This window comes from Microvirga sp. GN3 (assembly GCF_055792825.1).
This window is the reverse complement of sequence record NZ_JBVVAK010000146.1, coordinates 1-18,586: the sequence shown is the minus strand read 5'-3', so window position 1 is coordinate 18,586 and position 18,586 is coordinate 1. Positions and strand designations below refer to the sequence as shown.

Here is an 18,586-nt window from a genome sequence, read left to right as displayed (position 1 = left end):
CTTGCCGATGTCGATGCCAAGGGTGGCAACTTGCTGAAGCGGAGCTTTGGGCATGGCTCAAATCCTCGTGCTGGGCGCCCCTGATGAAGGGTGCGCCGGTAAGCACGGCCGGTCCATCCCATTAACGGACGTTCGCGGGGGGTGTTGCAAGATCTCCAACCGGGAAGCTGACGCCCGCTCCTGCGGGATAGACAGGCATATCTGCCTCTTCGCGATGGCTGTTCATTCGAGGCGGATGACAGCGAAGCTCCGCGCCTGCAAACAGGATCAAGCGAACGACCAAATCTCGAGGCAAGAAGGGGCGAACAGGCAGTTGAACCTTTGGAGGCTGACGTGAACGCCATTGTCCTTCCTGCGCGTCTCAAGCATCATGTGAGGGGGTCCCAGCGCGTGCTTGACACGTATGCCGACCACTCGCCCTTCAGCACGCCCGGGCGCCATGCCGCCCTGTTTGATACGCTCCCGTCTGATCCGGCTGGTATCGCCCGCACGGTGCAAGGCTTGTTGATCTATGAACACGTCGCAGAACCGTTTTACGGTTACGCGCTGCCCGAGGCGCGCCGGGCCGAGAGCCATATTCGGCCCATGGAGAAGATCCTCGATGTGTTGCTGGCGCTCGACGACCGCCCGCTCGATGTCAGCCGACCGCCTGAGAAGCGCCTCGTTGGCATCTGTCGCCATTTCATGCTGCTGTCCCTCGCGATCTTTCGCCACTACGGGGTGCCCGCTCGGGGCAGGGGTGGCTTTGGCGCTTACTTTAATCCGGGGAAGTTCGAGGATCATTGGGTCTGCGAATACTGGAGGGCGGAGGACGGTCGCTGGGCGTTGCTGGATAGCCAGTTCGATGATGTCTGGATCCGCAATCTCGCCATCGGCCACGATATCCTCGATGTCCCGCGTGACCAGTTCCTGACGGCGTCGGACGCCTGGCGCCGATGCCGCAGCGGTGAACTGGATCCGGACCTGTTCGGCATCGAGTTCTCGCACCTGCGCGGCCTCTGGTTCATCGCTGGTTGCCTGATCCGTGATCTCGCCACCCTCAACGGCTGCGAAACCCTGCCATGGGACGTATGGGGCGCACAGCCAGCGCCCGATGCCACACTTTCCGACGAGGAACTCGAGTTCTTCGATGAGGTCGCCTTGCTGACGGCTGACCCGGATGGGAATTTCGATGCGGTGAGACGACGCTTTGCGGAGGATCCGCGGCTGCGCATGCCTGAGACCGTCTTCAATGCATTGCGCCGCCGGGAGGAGAAGGTGTTCGAGGGCTGAGGTGGCCGCGGCTCATGTCGGGCATGCAGACGCCGGTCGAGAAAGCAATCTGGTTCATCGAGAGCCACTTTTTGCACGCCATCACGCTCGATGATCTGGCGCGGGTCTGCGGCCTCTCGCGCTTCCAGGTTTCGCGCCTTTTTTCCTGCGCTACGGGCACAACGGTGACGGTCTATGTGCGCGGGCGACGCCTGACGGAGGCGGCCCGCACCCTGGCCGACGGCGCTCCCGACATCTTGGCCGTCGCATTCCAGGCCGGCTACGGCTCGCACGAAGCCTTTTCCCGCGCCTTCCGGGACCAGTTCGGCCTCAGCCCGGCCGCGCTCCGGGCGCGGGGCCATGTGGAGGGCCTTGGGCTGGTGGAGCCGCTGCGGGAGGATCCGGTGGTTCCCGTGCATCTGCCGCCGCCGCGTCTTGTCTCGCCGGGACCATTGCTCATCGCCGGTATCGGGCGCGGCTTCGCTGACGACGATTTTGCCGGCATCCCGGCGCTCTGGCAGGACCTCCAGCCCTATCTTGGCGCAATCCCGGGGCAAAAGGGCCAAGCCGCCTACGGTCTGGTCGCCGGTACGGCCGGCGGCGGCACCTACTTCTATCTTGCGGGCGTCGAGGTCGCGGATATTGTTGATCTCGACAGCAGCTTCATCGGGATGCGGCTTCCGGCGCAGCGCTGGGCTGTGTTTCCGCACGAGGGTCACATCACCACCATTGCCAGCACGATTCATGCCGTGTTCGCCCAAGCGCTGCCCGCTGCCGGGCTGACGGCCGGAGACATGCCTGACCTGCTCGAAAGGTATGACGAGAGGTTCAACCCGCGGACCGGCGCCGGCGGCTTGGAGATATGGGTGCCCGTAAAGTAAGGCTCATTTGCCCCGCCCGTATGGCAGATCAGACGAAGCACTTCCAAAGAACGGCGATCTGGGCATTCGGTTGAGCTGAGTTGGGTTGTTCGGCGCACACGACCCTAATGCCCCCTATTGGCACGTTCCGGAACTTGCCCTTTGGTCTGCTCTTCCCGCCTCAGCAGACCTTCGTGAAGAGTAAGGGGATCGTCAGTGGTCGACCCCAATGCGATACTCCGTTGTCGCCCGCTCCCGAACGTGCCACTGGTTTGCCTTGCGGCGCATCGAGAGTGATCCGGCGATGAAAAATCGCTATCGACGAACACATTCACCCCCAGAGGCTCGGGTATCGAAATAGCAGTGTGGGAGCGTTTTGAGGGAGTTTACCCTGGTTTATTGTGATCTGATAAACCAGGGTAAACTCCCTATAATTTGGCCAGATAGGCGACGCACCCCGACTTTGTAAGGAACGCCGCACCTCCCCAGAGGGTGGGAAGGCCACTGCTTTGACCGGCTGCGAACTCTGCCGCAGCCACGGCGCATGAAACCCGCTCGATGAGCGATGGCGTCACGAAGAACTTCATGGCGGGGCCGAGCCAATTCCCCTTGAGCTGTTCTGGTGGGATCTCCGCGGCGGCCAAACCGATTCAATCGCCGGCCACGACGAGATGACCGACGCTCTGTCCCTCATCTGAAATTCCGGGTGGCGATCTTGATTGCTGGGGCGCTCTCTCGATCATGCTCATAGGTATCTGCGGGAGCCGTCGTTTCCATAGCACCGCCTCTCAACCTGTCTCGAGTACCGATCTTACTCTCGTCGCCGCGTCCGCTTCGCAGGCGCAGTTCGCCGTCGCGTTCGGCGACTGAGCGCAGGAGGTCGGACAGGTCGATGAGGTGCTCGGCGATCAGATGGGTGACACCACCTTCGCGCTGGAGCCGTCCCCGGCAGCCGATCATGTGTGCCGACAAGATCAGCCGCCGCTGCTTCTCGAACACTTTCGACCAGATCACCAGGTTGGCGACGTCGGTTTCGTCCTCGATGGTCATGAAGGTCACGCCCTTGGCCGAGCCTGGCTTCTGGCGCACAAGGATCAACCCTGCCACCGTAATCCTCTGCCCATCCCGGGCACGATGCAGATCCTCGCACGAGGCGATGCTCCGTCCGGTAAGCTCGCCTCGCAGGAAGGAGAGCGGATGCCGGCGCAGCGTCAGTCCTTTCGAGCGGTAGTCGTCGACGACCTCGCGGCCTTCGCTCATCGGCACGAGTTCGACGTCGGGTTCGACGAGCTCAGGCTGGATCGTGCGCTCGCGCTCGTCGGCGGCGGCAAACAGCGGCATCACCTCGTCCGACATTCCTTCGATGGTCCAAAGCGCGTCGCGACGCTTGACGCCCAGGGAGCCGTAAGCGTCAGCCTCAGCCAGACGTGCGAGAGCCGCCACCGAAATGTCGGTTCGCCGCCGGATATCCTCGATGGACGAGAACGGCTGTTCGGTGCGGACGACAGGGATCAGGCCGGCCCCGGCGTTGGCAAGGCCATGCACCATCCGGAATCCGAGCCGGACGGCGAAGCGTCGTGGGTTTGTTGTCGGCTCCAGGGTGCAGTCCCAGCGCGAATGATTGATGTCGACGGGAAGAACCTTCACGCCATGGGCCTGCGCATCCCGGACCAGTTGCGCCGGCGCATAGAAGCCCATCGGTTGCGAATTGAGGATCGCGCAGCAGAACACGTCAGGATGGTGGCACTTCATCCAGGACGAGGCATAGGCGATCTTGGCGAAGCTCGCGGCATGGCTTTCCGGAAAACCGTAGGAACCGAAGCCCTCGAGCTGCTTGGAGGTGCGCTCGGCGAATTCCGCATCGTAGCCGCGGGCGGTCATGCCCTGGATCAGCTTGTCGCGGAACTTGGTGACGCCGGCCGTCAACTTGAAGGTCGCCATGGCGCGCCGGAGCTGATCCGCCTCGGATGGCGTGAACCCGGCACACTCGATCGCCACCCGCATGGCCTGCTCTTGGAACAGCGGCACGCCGAGGGTCTTCTCCAGCACGCGCTTGAGCTCCGGGCGCGGGTACTCGACCTCTTCACGCTTCTCACGCCGGCGCAGATAGGGATGCACCATGTCGCCTTGGATCGGGCCGGGACGGACGATCGCGACCTGGATCACGATGTCGTAGAAGGTTCTGGGCTTCAGGCGGGGTAGCATCGCCATTTGGGCGCGGCTTTCGATCTGGAAGGTGCCGACCGTGTCGGCCTTCCGGATCATGGCGTATGTGGCCGGATCCTCACCTGGGATGGTAGCGATATCGACATCCTCGCCCTTGTGCTCGCGCAGAAGATCGAAGGCGCGCCGCATGCAGCCGAGCATGCCCAGTCCCAGCACGTCGACCTTCATGAACTTGAGAGTGTCGATGTCGTTCTTGTCCCACTCGATGACCTGCCGGGTTTCCATCGCGGCCGGCTCGATCGGCACGAGATCGTCGAGGCGCTCCTGCGTCAGCACGAACCCGCCCGGGTGCTGCGAGAGATGGCGTGGGGCGCCGATGAGTTCGCTCGCAAGCTCCAAGGTCAGGCGCAGGCGCGGATCCTCAAGGTTGAGATTGAGCTCCTTCGCCTCCTTGTCCGACACGCCGTCATTGCCCCAGCCCCAGACGAGGCCGGCCAATCCGGCCGTCACGTCTTCTGGAACGCCGAGGACCTTGCCGACCTCGCGCACGGCGCCCCGGGCGCGGTAGCCGGACACGACCGCCGTCAGGGCCGCGCGATGCCGGCCATAGGTATCGTAGATCCACTGGATCACCTCCTCGCGCCGCTCGTGCTCGAAGTCGACGTCGATGTCCGGCGGCTCGCGCCGTTCCTGTGAGACGAAGCGCTCGAACAGCAGGTCATGTTCGGTGGGATTGATGGAGGTGATGCCGAGCACGAAGCAGACGGCGGAGTTCGCCGCCGAGCCGCGTCCCTGGCAGAGGATCCCGCGCGACTTGGCGAACGAGACAATCGCATGGACCGTGAGGAAGTAGGGCGCGTAACCCAATTCCTCGATCAGGTGCAGCTCATGCCGGCAGGTCGTCGCGACGACATCGGGAATGCCCTCCGGATAGCGCTTCCTCGCGCCCTCCCAGGTCAGCCGTTCCAGCTTCTCCTGCGCCGTCTCGCCCGGCTCGGTCTCGCTCGGGTACTGATAGCGCAACTCGTCGAGCGAGAAGGTGCAGCGATCGAGGATCTCGCGCACGCGGCGAAACGCTTCGGGATGGCGCTCGAACAGGCGCTCCATCTCGACCGGATCCTTGAGGTAGCGGTCGGCATGGCGCTCAAGCCGATAGCCCGCCTCGTCGATGGTGCAGCCCTCCCGAATGCAGGAGACGACGTCCTGCAAGCGGCGGCGGTCGGGATGGTGATAAAGCACATCGCCCATGGCGATGGTGGGTACTCTGGCGGCCTGCGCTGCCTGCTCGACATGGTAGAGTCGAAGATGCTCGTTGGGCGCGAAGCGCCGGATCAGCGCCATGTAGGCACGGTTTCCAAAGGTTGCTTTCAGCCGAGTGAGGTTTCGAACAAGCTCATCGTTCGCCTCATCGCCCGACAGAATGGCAACAAGACCCTCGTTCCAGGTGACGACATCGTCCCATGCGAGATGACACTTGCCCTTGCCACCGCGGCTCTTGCCGATGCTCAGCAGCCGGCACAGGCGGGAATAGGCTGTCCGATCGGTCGGGTAGACGAGCAGTGACGAACCGTCGGTGAGATCGAGCCGGCAACCGACGATGAGGCGAACTCCTGTCTCGCGCGATGCCTCATAGGCGCGCACGATCCCGGCCAGGGAGTTGCGGTCGGTAACGCCGAGTGCCGTGATGCCGAGGAGCTTCGCCTGCTCGAACAGTTCCTGCGGGCTCGAGGCGCTGCGCAGGAACGAGAAGTGCGTCGTGACCTGAAGTTCTGCGTACATCGGAAAGGCGATCGTCCATCAGGAGAAGAAACCGTGCATCCACCAGCGCCCGCCCTCGGCGGCAGGAGCGTCGCGAAAGATCCAGAAACGCCCGCCTTGCTCCGTCTCGACGCGGTAATAGTCGCGTGCGGCCGAACCCTTGTCGCCATTCCACCATTCCGGCGTGATGCGTTCCGGTCCGTCAGCCTTGGTGACCCTGTGCCGGATCTTGCGCCAGACGAAGAAGGCCGGCGGGTGATCCGGGAGCAGGGCGGTTGCCACCACGGGTTCGGGCGGATCGAGAAGGCGCGTGGGCCGCGGCAGGTTCTGCGGCCAGACCGCACCTGTGGGCGGTGCCAGGGCCGGGATCCTGCGGGCCATGCGTTCGGGAACGAGGCTCTGGACGGGCGCAAGACGGTAGACGCGTCTCATGCCGATGCGGGCACCGAGACGATCGACGAGCTGGCCCAGGTCCGCGTCACCGGCATCGTCGCCGTCGAGTCCCCGCACCTGGCGTTGCATCTCCGTCAACGGCTCGACCTTGCTCGCAACGAGGACGATTTCCTCGATGCCGAACCCGGGATCGATCGTTTGCAATCGCTCATCGAAGAGCTTTGCAAGATGAGCGGCATCCCTGTTGGCTCGCGCCGTTCCCACGCGAAGGCACACACTCTTCTGGTCGACGCGCTGACACAGAAGATCGAGCCGGCGGACGCCTTCGCCGCGACGCTCCAGTTGCCGGCACAGATCCTTGGAGAGCCGCAGGACGGTTGCTTTCAGGTCTTCGAGCCGGCCGATGGGCTCCGCGAAGGCACGTGACGCCGTCGGCGTTTCCGTTGGAATCAACGGCGTGATCGGCTCGAAGGCATGGCCCAGGGCCTGATCGAGACGCAACGCCACGTCCCGGCCGAACCGCCGGACCAGAGGCGCCCGTGGCATGGCGGCGAGCTGTCCGATCCGCTCGATGCCGAGCCGATGCAGGGCGCTGATCTTGTCGGCGGCGATCCGCAGCGCCCCGATCGGCAAGGTCGCGACGGCATCCACGGTCCGTCCCGTCGGGATGACGCCGCCCATTCCATAGCGAACGACGGCCCAGGCAGCTCCCGGGACATCAGTGACAGCCGCCTTGGCGGCGATTCCTTGCCGCGTCAGGCGACTGACCAGATCCGCAAGCAGTTCCTCCTCACTGCCGAAGAGATGCGCTACACCGGCAATGTCGATCCAGAGGCCGTCGGGAGGATCGGGAGCCACCACGGGCGAGTAGCCGATGGCCCAACGCGCAAGTTCGCGCAACGAGGCCTCGTCCTCCTCCGGTGTGGCCTCGACCACATGCAGGTTCGGCACCAGAGCCTGGGCTTGGGCCAGCGTCATGCCTGAGTGCAGACCAATTTCTTGCGCGGCTGCGCAGGCAGCACGCACGACGCGGCGAGATCCAACCGTATGCACGGTCACGAGCGGCTCATGACGCGGCGGCTCGCCGGTCCGCCGCCTGGTCCGATCGGTCGGCCAGGTCGGCAGGTAGAGCGAGACGACCCTTCGCATCGCAGGCCTCCAGAATCCAGGTACGGGGTTCGGCGCTACGACAGCGCAGGAGTTCGACGTGCCATCGGTCCCGGCCGAGGCCAGGTGCCGGCATGAGTTCGGATGGCGCGCGGGCGATGCGCCAGCGGGTCACCGCGGCGGTCGGCAGATGGACCAGGTCCTTCTCGGCCACCGTCCACCAGCGCCGGATGACGAGGGCCGTCACCCCTGTGGCTTCAGCCGCCAGTTGCAGGCGGCGCGAGGCGGTCAGGCCGAGGCGCGCAACTTCGCCAACGACGGCCGCGAGGCCTTTTACATGCAGGCCTTCCTCGATCAACGGCAGGATCTCGCGCTCGCGCTCGGCTTCGGCGTAGATCACGCGATCCGGGTGCAGTCCGGCGCGCAAGAGGCCTGGAGCGAACAGATCCCGCCGGGTCAGGCACCAGAGGACTGGTCCTTTGAGGCGAGCCGCGATTCCGGCCGTGAACAAGGTCGTGCAGCCGGCGAACTCGGAGGCCATCCCCGCCTCGATCATTTCGTGTAGCGCGCCCCGGGCAAGGCCGCCGCCCGGCAGACGGCCGTCGAGATCGTGAATACCGAAGGGCAGGGGCTTGGACCTGCGAGACCCGCCTTCGTGCCGGGCAATCTGGAGCCGTAAATCGGCAAGCCTGTCCTGTCGCGCGGGGTCCATGGAATCCGTGCCAAACGCAAATGTCTTGTTGACGATGTTCCTATTATGTTCTCATTCGAGGGTGGGTCAAATACACGCAGAAGTATCTGTGAATTTCGGGGAGAAGGATATTGCGCGGAGGGGCGAACAGTGCTCGTCCAAGAGCTTGAATAGGGCTTCCGACGGCTCTCAAACCCGCATGATACCCTCAGGAATTGGCAGGCCTACTCCGTCGAGACTGAAGGATAGGCCTCCTTGAGCCTGACATTTCCGCTGCCCCGCATCTTGAGCGGAAGCTTTCCGGCGCATCGATGTTCAGGATCCGAATCGTTCTCCGCAGATCTCAATCGTATCGCCGTCGATGATGACGATCCGCCGACTATCTATGGTTTCCGCTCTGGCGGCATAGATCAGAACAGGAAGAAGCAAGGCTCCTCCGTAGAGAACGGCAAGCAGGATCGCCTTCTCTATCAGCCCGGCTCGCCGTTCCTGCGCTTGCCGGCATTGATCCCGGAAGCGGAGTCGTTCAGGGCTTGGGCGATGCATCACTCGAACCGAACTTGCAACAGCTTCCACTGATCATAGTAGGCGTTGAATTGAGCTGGGATGCGGTAGGGGGCACAGCGGGTGACCGCCCGAATGGCGGCTTGTTCCCGCGCTGATCCTGATTGTGGCCCGACGACCCGTGGGGGTTTTGACAACGACCCATTTCGCTTCAGGTAGACCTCAACGGTCACAGGGGCCGGGACGTTCTCGAGTGGCGGGACAAAGCAGCGTGGGATCTGGCTGAAGAAGAGCTGAAACAATGTGGATTTCTGGCTATCGGTCATAGTGCCGGTCCGCGTCTCGGCCTTGACTATCTGCGCCGCGGACCATCCGACGATGATTGCCAGGACTATTGCCGCAACGATCAGACGCTTCTTGAAGCGGTGCCGGCGCATGGCTTCGGCGTACCACCGCTCGTACCGTTCGCCGTGGTCGACTTCTTCGCCGTCGAAGCGCTTTACCGGTGACAGTGATAATCTCCCGTCTTTCTGTTGTTGTGGCAGCCTTCCTTGTTCAGACCGCCGGGATGCGCGAAGGCAGCCGTGGCGAGCAGGGATGCGAGGATCCCGGCGAGAAGCGATTTCATGGTGTGCCCCCATTGGCTTGAAGCCAAGGATAAGGAGGCATGCAACCGCAACAAAGTCACCTGCAACCTTAGGAGGATCTACGCCGCCTCCGGCTGGTCCGACCGTTGTCCCTCCGCGACGATCTCAAGCATGTCGTCCGGGAGAGGACGTTGTAGCTTCAGAGCCTCTTCCGCCGGCGCTGTCAGCCAAGCCTCATATTCCTCAGGCGTGGTGAGGATCACCGGCATCGCCTTGGGGTGAATCGGCTCTACCACGCTGTTCGGCTCGCAGGTCAGGAACGAGTAGAGCAGGTGCTCTCCTTCGACGGGATCGGCCTTCGTGCCGCGCACGCCAGCCCACGGCCGCCAGATGCCGGCGAAGGCCGCTAACGGCCTCTCCTTCGACAGGGCAAACCAGATCGGCGTCTTGCGGGGCTTGGTGTCCTTGTATTCGCTGAAGCTGGTCAGCGGCACAAGGCAGCGGTACTGCGGCTTCAGCCAGGCACGCCAGAAGGGAGAGGCGACATTGCGCACGTTCGTCACCGGCTGGTTGCCGACTTTCGGCGGTGGCGGAAAGCCCCAGCGCATCTGGATCAGCTCGCGCTCATCCTCATGCATCCGAACCACAGGCGCCATCTGATCAGGAAAGATCGCTGGAAGCGGAGGTACGTTGCCGGCGCTGTCGCGTGTGACAGTGAAGGCCTGACGCATGGTAGCCTGGGTGGCGAAGCTGCTGTAGAGATTGCACACGCGCCGTTCTCCATCATGAGCAAGGGGCTTGAATGCTCCCCAAGGTCTCTGACCCTAGCGCTTCCTACTCTGAGCTTCCTCAAGTTTCTGCAAAGTTGCCCGGAGCCTGTTCGCAACTCCGACTTACTTCAGTTTCGTGCGTGCCTAATGGACGCGAGCGAGCGGTGCTGCGCATAACGGGCCGACGTCGTGTTCGCCCGTCTCTTGCAAGAGACCACAAACACTACGAATACTTTCGTGACGTTCAAAGGGTCACAACGCGGCACGAAACCGCTCGAATGCCGTGATCCTTTGCGTGAAAGGCTCCACGTCCCTGCGGTAAATCTCCTGTCGGAGGAACTTCATCTCCGCCTCATACGCATCCTCGGCAATCTCGATGAACCAGGACTTGGGGCGACCGTCCTTGCCGTCGCTCCAGCGGTAGCCGCGCTTCTTGAGCTCTTCCTTCATGTCGAAGGGAGAGCCTTCCGCCCAGATCCTCAGCAGGGCCTTTCGGGCTGAGGCCAGAAGATGGGACATGGCACAACCCGCATCATCGGGGAGGGGAGCCGCCAGGACTTCCAGCAGGGCATGGCAGTCCTCGACGGCACGATGTCCCTGATGAAACCAGCCGCACTGCGATAGGAGATATCCGAGCTTCGAGCCCTCGAAGCCGAAGTCCGACCAAGAAACCTCGGCATGGGAGCAGGCCCATGCCTTCAGTGTAAAGCCTTGAGTCAGGCGTTCACAGAAGGGGCGATCGAAGCGAGCGTTGTGAGCGATCACCAAGTGGGCCGGCTGAATGAACGCCTCGATGGCATCCAAGTCGATCGTATGCCCTTTCACCATGTCCGGCGTGATTCCCGTGAGCCGCGTGACCTCGGGCGAAATTGGGACTGACGGCTCCCGCAGGGCATTGAACGTACCGATGACGTCGCCGATGCGACCGTCTTCATCATACGAGAACGCCACCATCCCGATCTCAATGACCTCGTCCCGGGTGTGCTCCAGCCCTGTGGTTTCGGTATCCACGATGACGGCAAGCTTTTCACCAGGGATTGCGGCACGGGAGGTGACGGTCGGTCGAGGTAGGAGGCGGCGCAGGACGCGATACTGCCCACTCGCTTCCAAGGCATGGGCTGCGGCCTCGGAATCGACAGGGTCAAGGCGGAAGGCGCGCTTCTGTCCCTGCGGCTTTACCTGGATGTCGGAGGTGATGGGCTTTTGGATCGGCGCTGCCGTCTCCTCCAATCCAAGAAACAGATCGGCCTGTCCCTGCATTCCGGCCCACTCCTGCGGCGGTCGATAAGCTGTCGCCTCGATGAATGTGAGAAACCGTAGGGGAGAATGGTGGCTATCAGGTTAAGGGCGAGTCGGCCCAGCGTCGTGATATGAAGCTGAGGTAAGATGCCCGAGGCATCAGCTAGGTGAATGGATACTGCTGGGATGAGCCAGGCTGGATGTTTGGCACCTCTCATGCTGTTCGTGGCGGAAGTCTTCGTCCGGCACCTTGGATGGGTCCTGCCGGCGCGCCTCAAGATCAGTAGGTGCTTACACAAACCTGTCGACAGGAATTTCGCTAGCCTCCACACCGCTGCGCATCCAAGGACTAGGTGATCGTGTGACAGCAATGCAATTCTGCGCAGATCAACCGAGTCGTCTTTCTCTCTGAACCCACCTGCTTTCCTCGCCGATGTCGAAACTTGCCGCCACCCAGATTCCAAAGCCAGCCGACGAGCAGGCGTTCGAACGTGCTTCGGTCACCCTGTGGCGCTGCCTCCTCGGAGATCCCACCGTCCAGAGAAACGGGCGACGGGGGCAGCGGCAGAACGGCGTCGACCTGTTTGGCTACAGGGACCGTGACCCGAATCGGCTTGTGGGCATCCAGTGCAAGTTGAAGGGAGACGGGCAGTCCCTGACCGAAGCCGAGGTCCGGGACGAGCTTCGGAAGGCCCTGACGTTCAAGCCCGCACTCCAGGAATACTTCATCATCACGACAGCCCCGGATGACGTGGCGATGCAGGAGATCGCCCGTGAACTCATCCTCGAGCAGGCAAGGCTCGGGCGGATCCTACTTATCTACATCTGGGGGTGGAACACGCTGGAAGAGCACATCAGCGAATACCTGGAAGCCTTAAGGGCCTTCGATCCGACGTACGGTGCGTTCGGCAAAGAACTCCTGGAAACAGCACAAGAAATCAAAGTCGTGCAGGCCAGCCTTTCAATCGGGGTAAAGGACGGCCTGTCATCTATCGATCAGCGTCTTGAACGCATCGAGACTTCTTTGGCATCGTCACCTGGCGACGCGACCATCATCGCCAAGGATTTTGAGGCGCATCTCGATGCCGAGATCGACGGCTTGCGAGATATGGTGACCGCTGGCAAGCCCCGCACCGCGCTCCCCCTGCTCGAGAGGCTCCTGGAGCGTGTCCGCGCCACCGCATCGGGGCGGATCCTGTTCCGCATCAAGGCGAACATCGCGAACTGCCATATCGCCCTGGGCGATCAGGACAAGGGGACCGCTCTCCTGCTCGAGGCCTACGCCCACGCGCCCGGGGAGCCCAAGGCCGTGGCGAACAAGGGCTATGCCTTGCTCCTGCGAGGCGATTGGAACGACCTCATGGCATTCGCGACGGAGGCTCTGAAAGCGGACCCAACCAACGAGAACGTCGCAGGCTACCTGGTCCAGGCGGCACGCCACGATCCCACGGTCATCGACCCGCTATCGCTCGTGCCGGAGGCACTGCGGGCGTCCCTTCCGGTGGCGATCGCGTATGTCTTCTTCCTGCGTCACCGTGGCAGCGATCCTGATTGGCGCGAGGCCGCGCGCGAAGCGCTCACTGCGTATCCCGACGACGAGCACGCGCAGCAATTCGCGGCCGATGCCGATCTCGACGAGATCGTGCAGGATTCACGGTTCCAGCGCACGCATCTCCTGACAGCCGATCAAAAGGTACGGCTCACGGCGGCCATTGCCGTCCTGACACGCCTCTGGGACGAAGCCCGACAGACGGAAGGTGTTGTACCGCCCGATGCCCTCGGACCCTGCGCAAACCTCATCGTGGCGCACAACGCGAACGATGACCTACCGAAAGCGCTCGAGGTTGCCCGCCAGGGTCTCGCCGTCGCGCCGGATGACCACGCCGTGCTGCTACGGGCCGCCGTCTCGGCTGTGGAGGCGAAGGACGACGACTTCGCCGCCGAATTGCTCAAGAAGCTGCCGCCCGGCCCCGACACGCGGCTGCTGGCATTCAGGTTTCACGCCCATCGCGGCGATTGGGACGAGTTGGCGCGTTACGTCGACGTACAGCCCGGGGATGTCCCCGAGACGGAATATGTCGTGGTGTGGACCATGGCGCGGCTCGCGGAGCTGCGCCTCGCGGAAGGCAGCCCGGCAGACAGGCTCGCCACGATCATCGATGAGGTCGCGGACAATCCCCGCGCAAGCGTCACGGCGGCCGCGTTCGCCCGCTTGAGAGAACTCGACGATCTGGCGACAAGAGCGTTCGAGAATGCAGTATCTCGCATCAACGAGGACACTCATGTCGCCGACCGCCTCATGACGGCGATGGAGGCCGCAACCCGGCACGACTGGCCGCGCGTGGCAAGCCTGCTTGACGGCCATGTCGCAGAGGACCATGACAGCGAGGCGTTGCGGGCGCTGGCAACGGCGTACGTGAACGTGATGCCTGTCCAGAAGCAGGCGCTCAGGTTCTACGAGCGGTTGCCGAAGGACATAGCGGAGCTTCCCTTCTACCTCCAGTGCGCAGGCATGTTCCACTTCAATCGCGGCGCTCCGAAGCAAGCTGAGGCCTGGCTCCAGAAGGCGGTCGACGCCAGCCCGAACGTCGAGAATTGCCTGGTGCTTTGCGCGACGTTGCGGCGGAACGGCCGGAAAGAGGAGGTGCCGGCGCTCCTCAACTCGATCAAGATCGAGGAGCTCAAGGGCGCTCCCGGCCAGAAGATGTTCCTGGCACAGGTGATGCGGGACGCCGGATTCGGCCCTCGTGCCATGGCGTACGCCTATGACGTGATGCGCCAGGCCGCGAACGATGCCGACGCCGCGCTAAGGTACTTCGGCCTCGTCATGATGGATGACTCGGAGCAGATCATTCCCGAAGTGAAAGAGGCGACCGTCGACGTCTGGGTGAGGCTCGAGGACCAAGATGGGAAGCGGTTCGAATTCCTGATCGAGGAGGGCAAAGACCGTCCAGGCGACGGAGTGCTGAGCCCGCGCCACCCCATGGCAGCAAGGACAATGGGGCTTCGGGTCGGCGATACTTTCGTGCAGGACATCCCGGTGGGCGACGACGTGACGTGGCGCGTCGTCGAGGTGAAACACAAGTATCTCCATGCCCTCCACGAGGTGATGGAGCACTTCAGGACGCGCTTCCCGAACGCGCAAGGGTTCTACAACATCACCATGCGGGACGGGGACGTCCAGCCGGCCCTCGACGAAGTGCGGCGGGTTGCCGAGGCGAACCGGAGGATGGCCGATCTCTACATCGAGAAGCACATTCCGTTGGCGATGGTCGCCGCGCTCCTCGGCAGGGAATCGATCGGGTTCGCCGATTATTTACGGTCCCTCGGAGAGACGATCGTAGCATGCGCCGGAACCCATCCGGAACGCGCCGCCGCTTATGAATGCCTCGACAAACGCCGGGCGGCGGGTGCGGTCCTGGACACGTACGCGGCGTGGACGGCCACGACGATGGACATCCTGGACGTCCTTGAAGGCGTTTTCGGAACGCTCGTCGTGCCGCAGTCGGCAATCGACGAACTCCGGGCCAGGCAGGAGCATGAGGCACTGCTGAGAGCTGGGTCCATGACGATGGGTTGGCGGAACGGCCGGTACATCGCGGAGGAGCACACTCAGGAGAGCATCGACGAGCGCGTGAGGTATATCGGCGAGCAAATCAGAAAGATCGAGGAGCGTTGTGTCGTCCAGCCAGCCGAGGTTCCGGACGAGCCGTCTGAATTGGCCGGCCTCCTCATGTCGCGCTTCGACGCACAGATACTGGACGCAGCCTATCTCGCGGCGGACGGCTTTGTCCTCCTGTCCGAGGACATGTACTACCGCCAGGTCGCGGAGGCTGCCGCGAGCGCTGCGCCTGGCGTCTGGCTCCAACCCGTGCTGGCCTACGCCAAAAGCAACGGGCTCTTGTCTGTCGAGCGGTATGCGGACCTCATCGTTCAGACGGCATGGCGTCGTCATGGCCATCTCTCACTCGACAACATGACGCTCACCCGCATCTTCCTGGATGACGAGACTGATGGTCTCGAACGCTTCAAGGCGGCGGCAGACTTCATCGGGACGAAGAATGCCGATGTTTTGTCACACCTCGCCGTCGTCGAAGAATTTCTCGGCACGATATGGACCGACGAGACGATCCCCGAGATGAGGAAGCGCGCTGCAATGGGAATCCTTCTCGAACGAATAATCCGCCACCAGCCAGTCCAACGGAGCCTCATCCTCGCATACATTCGCGTCGACTCCCCTGCCGACTTCCGAGATTACATGCGCGACTGGATACGAGGTCACTTCCTCTCAGAGGAGCACGTCGCCGGACAGGAAAGGCTCGTCCACGCCCACAGGGCCGCCGTGACGAACAGGGTCTTGAAAGGACGTCGTCGGCGTATCGCCCTATCGTCCTCTTGGCCTAAGGGCTTATGAAGACAGGAGCGGCGGCGGAAAACCGTTTGCCTGGCTCCGAACGGCCAAGCGGTCATCGGCGGAGAACCGGGCATACAGGCGCGGGTGTGCCCGTCCCGCCGTTGAAACACCCCCCGCAATGAGCACGCAACTGCTCGGTGGAATTTCACACCGAGCAGTTGCGTAGATCGAGCGACTGGGGGCTAAATCAGATAATTGGAGCTGGGTCTGTACACAATCCTTCCAAGATACGGCCTCAACGCGTCAGGCTGCCTTCTTGGCCCCTATCCTGAGCTTTGCAGCGGGAAGTTCCTCCATTTCCTCGTAGTCATTGGCGAAATCGTTGTCAGGATCCTTCGCCAATCTCCGGAGTTCCTTCACCTGGGGCAGGTCACGCCATTCGGCATGAAGCCGCAGAGCCAGACGAAGGTCCGACTTCACTGATGGCGACAGCGCCGCGAATTCCTTATTCTTCTCCAGCAAAGCAAGCTCAAGGTCGATGTCAGCCAGCATGCGGCCGTTGAGAAGCTTGCGGGCGCGGTTCAGATAGGTCTTGCGATTGCTCAGCGCTGTTCCTTTGATCTTCTTTGTCCTCGTGAGCCATTTCACGAACTCGGTCTCGATTGCCGGAATGCTCCTGCCGCTTTCTCGGTCCTGAATCAGCCGCCCGATCGCCTCGGCTAAGGGCACAGGCACAGCGTTGGCGATCATCTGAGCTCGGTGCTTCTTATTGCGCACCACGCTCCAGTCGAAGTTTTTGGGGAACCCCTGGAGCAGGGAGAGCTGTTCCAGGGACAAGGGTGGCACGTCTTGCGCCCGTGCCCCCATGTCCTTCTCGTGCCTCATGTAGCGGCTTGAGGCCGGCTCATGGGAGGTGGTAATGATCGTCGGGCTCGGCTTGTCGATGGAGCGCACGCCGGGGTCTCCACTGAAAGGACGCATGTAGTAGACGCGTGTTTCAGGTGGATAACGGTCGTCCCCGGGATGCACGCCGACATCATCACCAAGCAGATCTCGCACGGTCATTGGATGCTCGGACCGGGCTTGAACGAAGGCCGAGTCGAGGAAGCCGTCGGCCTCGTCGAGCCGTCCCACCACGATAAATCGTCTTCTTGCTTGGGCCACACCGTAATAGCTGGCGTTCACCATCTGCTCGGTGAGGCCATAGCCGGCCTTCTTGAGGACCTTGCGCGCCAGACCGTAAGCCTCGGATGTCTTCGCCTTTGGCACATTCTCCATCATCATCCAACGGGGACGCAGCGCCGCGATGAAGATAGCGAAGGCGAGCGTAATCTCGGCCCTCTCGCCTTCCTCGCGCGAACCCGCTGAGGAAAAATCTTGGCAGGGCGGCGATCCGACGACGATGCCCCAATTCTTTTTGAGCGCCTCGGGTACTATCGACAGGACGTTCGCCAGGTCTGCCTCGAAAGTGTGCTTGGTCGAGCGGCGGTTGGCGAGGAGGAACGGACGTTTGATGTTGCGGCTGTAGACCTTGAGCGCTTCGGGCCAGAAGTCGACGGCCAGTCCGATTCTGAATCCTGCTTTCTTCAGGCCGAGTGACATGCCCCCAGCGCCGCAACATACCTTAATCGTGTTCATCCTCGAATCCTTACCTTAGGAAGAATTGCACGTAGCGACATTCCGTTACGGAAGGATTGACGTCCCCTGAAGGTATCTGGCTTGCTGGCTGAAATCTGCCCAGCTTTAGGATCGGGCTACGCAGGTGCGCAGGTCGATCACTGGGGCGGCAGAGGTGGGCAATTACATCTGGAGGGACGCATCCATACCGTCAGGACACGATAGGACATGAGCAAAGTGCTATCGGGATGTGCGCAAGGAATTGGGAAGGTCGTGAAACGCGCCATCGAGGTATTCCGTCCCGGAAGCAGTCTCGAATTCACGCAGGTGGGCGTACATGTCGTCGACCAGAGGGGCATCACCGAAGGCTTTGGCCACCATAGTGATGCTCAGCAGGCCTCGGTAGAAGTAGTTCCAAGCATCGTCGATGTGCTCGGCCCTTCGATACCTGTTCCTCGTCCCTGAAATCTGAAACCTTGGTGGATCGCCCTCCACCATGTCCATGACTTGGGGTGAGGCGGCATGGACGAAACCCGAATACGCCTTGTGGACTGTATGGCCGACTGCGTCCGTAGTTGACGGGTCGTCGGATCCAGTTGCCCGCGCCGTGAATGCCCTGATCTTCTGCCGTTGAACCATCCCACGCTTTTGGGTGGCCTTGATTGGGTCCGGGTGATCGAATTCTTCCTGCCAGAAGTCGTTCAAGTACCGCTCGTGGAGTGGGGACACCTCACCACCTGAGACAGCAAGTACTAGAAAGTGGATGTCCTCGCCGATCTCGTCCAGCGTCCGTTGGATGACGGCTTGCTCTTGCGTCAACCCTTGCCGGAGCAGAGCGTCAATGGCGTGCAGTCCACTAACCTGTCGAGCCAATTTCTGGATGAGCGCCTGTTCGATCAAACGCTCCTGGTAGCGAAGAGCGAAGCCGTCCTTCCACGGTTGTTCGACCGGAGGAGGAACCTGTCGCTCAAGTATGCGAAAGGCTTGCTCCATGACCTTCAGTGATTGCAGGAACGTAGCTCTCAACGCTCTCTAATACTACAGCCGGGTTTGACGTCGGCGACGAGTGCGCTCGCGCCAGTGACAGTCATGAGCGCGCTGCTGATGGCGCCGGCGCCACACCGACCAGTGCTCAACCGCTTCAACCGAAGGCGGCCGCTCCCACACCAGGTGCCAGAGAAGCCGCCGCACCTCCGGCACGGTGAGCGGCAACAACCCCGCGGCTTGCACGACGGGGGCTTCTCCCCCCGATGGCGTGCTGGCGCACGACGGTCAGATAGGCATGCGCC

General features: G+C 62.4%; 11 protein-coding genes. 3 read left to right on the top strand and 8 right to left on the bottom strand.

All coding sequences use genetic code 11. From position 1 onward, the window contains the following. Positions 1-333: 333 nt before the first annotated feature. Together ACS5Q1_RS38095 and ACS5Q1_RS38090 are read left to right on the top strand one after the other, a co-directional pair. Positions 334-1,272 (top strand): transglutaminase-like domain-containing protein, encoded by a 939-nt coding sequence (locus ACS5Q1_RS38095; RefSeq protein ID WP_473103117.1) that lies wholly within the window; start codon positions 334-336, stop codon positions 1,270-1,272. A 14-nt stretch (positions 1,273-1,286) separates the two neighbouring features. Beyond that, on the top strand, positions 1,287-2,132 hold the full coding sequence (locus ACS5Q1_RS38090) for an AraC family transcriptional regulator (RefSeq protein ID WP_473103116.1): 846 nt from the start codon (positions 1,287-1,289) through the stop codon (positions 2,130-2,132). A 669-nt stretch (positions 2,133-2,801) separates the two neighbouring features. Here the strand turns inward: ACS5Q1_RS38090 and ACS5Q1_RS38085 are convergent. From ACS5Q1_RS38085 to ACS5Q1_RS38060, 6 genes are all read right to left on the bottom strand, one after another. Beyond that, positions 2,802-6,056 carry an error-prone DNA polymerase gene (locus ACS5Q1_RS38085; RefSeq protein ID WP_473103115.1) on the bottom strand — a complete coding sequence of 1,085 codons (3,255 nt, stop codon included), beginning with the start codon at positions 6,054-6,056 and terminating at the stop codon, positions 2,802-2,804. Between the two features lie 18 nt (positions 6,057-6,074). Then, a complete protein-coding gene (locus ACS5Q1_RS38080) occupies positions 6,075-7,577 on the bottom strand; it encodes a Y-family DNA polymerase (protein ID WP_473103114.1) in 1,503 nt (500 codons plus the stop codon). Continuing rightward, positions 7,495-8,247, bottom strand: a complete 753-nt coding sequence (locus ACS5Q1_RS38075) for an ImuA family protein (RefSeq protein ID WP_473103113.1) — start codon at positions 8,245-8,247, stop codon at positions 7,495-7,497. The genes ACS5Q1_RS38080 and ACS5Q1_RS38075 overlap by 83 nt, the downstream gene beginning before the upstream one ends. A 982-nt stretch (positions 8,248-9,229) precedes the next feature. Beyond that, positions 9,230-9,358: a YHYH domain-containing protein gene (locus ACS5Q1_RS38070; RefSeq protein ID WP_473103112.1), complete on the bottom strand. Its 129-nt coding sequence runs from the start codon at positions 9,356-9,358 to the stop codon at positions 9,230-9,232. A gap of 78 nt (positions 9,359-9,436) precedes the next feature. Continuing rightward, positions 9,437-10,087 (bottom strand): SOS response-associated peptidase, encoded by a 651-nt coding sequence (locus tag ACS5Q1_RS38065; protein ID WP_473103111.1) that lies wholly within the window; start codon positions 10,085-10,087, stop codon positions 9,437-9,439. A gap of 252 nt (positions 10,088-10,339) precedes the next feature. After that, the gene (locus tag ACS5Q1_RS38060) at positions 10,340-11,347 is read right to left on the bottom strand and encodes a 3'-5' exonuclease (RefSeq protein ID WP_473103110.1); all 1,008 of its coding nucleotides are present in this window, start codon (positions 11,345-11,347) and stop codon (positions 10,340-10,342) included. A gap of 412 nt (positions 11,348-11,759) precedes the next feature. Here ACS5Q1_RS38060 and ACS5Q1_RS38055 point away from each other — a divergent pair, with 412 nt between their 5' ends. Further along, positions 11,760-15,740 carry a PIN domain-containing protein gene (locus tag ACS5Q1_RS38055; protein ID WP_473103109.1) on the top strand — a complete coding sequence of 1,327 codons (3,981 nt, stop codon included), beginning with the start codon at positions 11,760-11,762 and terminating at the stop codon, positions 15,738-15,740. 243 nt (positions 15,741-15,983) lie between these two features. Here the strand turns inward: ACS5Q1_RS38055 and ACS5Q1_RS38050 are convergent, their stop codons facing one another. Next, a complete protein-coding gene (locus ACS5Q1_RS38050; RefSeq protein ID WP_473103108.1) occupies positions 15,984-17,318 on the bottom strand; it encodes a DNA cytosine methyltransferase in 1,335 nt (444 codons plus the stop codon). Between the two features lie 219 nt (positions 17,319-17,537). Next, positions 17,538-18,290: a hypothetical protein gene (locus ACS5Q1_RS38045; RefSeq protein WP_473103107.1), complete on the bottom strand. Its 753-nt coding sequence runs from the start codon at positions 18,288-18,290 to the stop codon at positions 17,538-17,540. Positions 18,291-18,586: the final 296 nt, after the last annotated feature.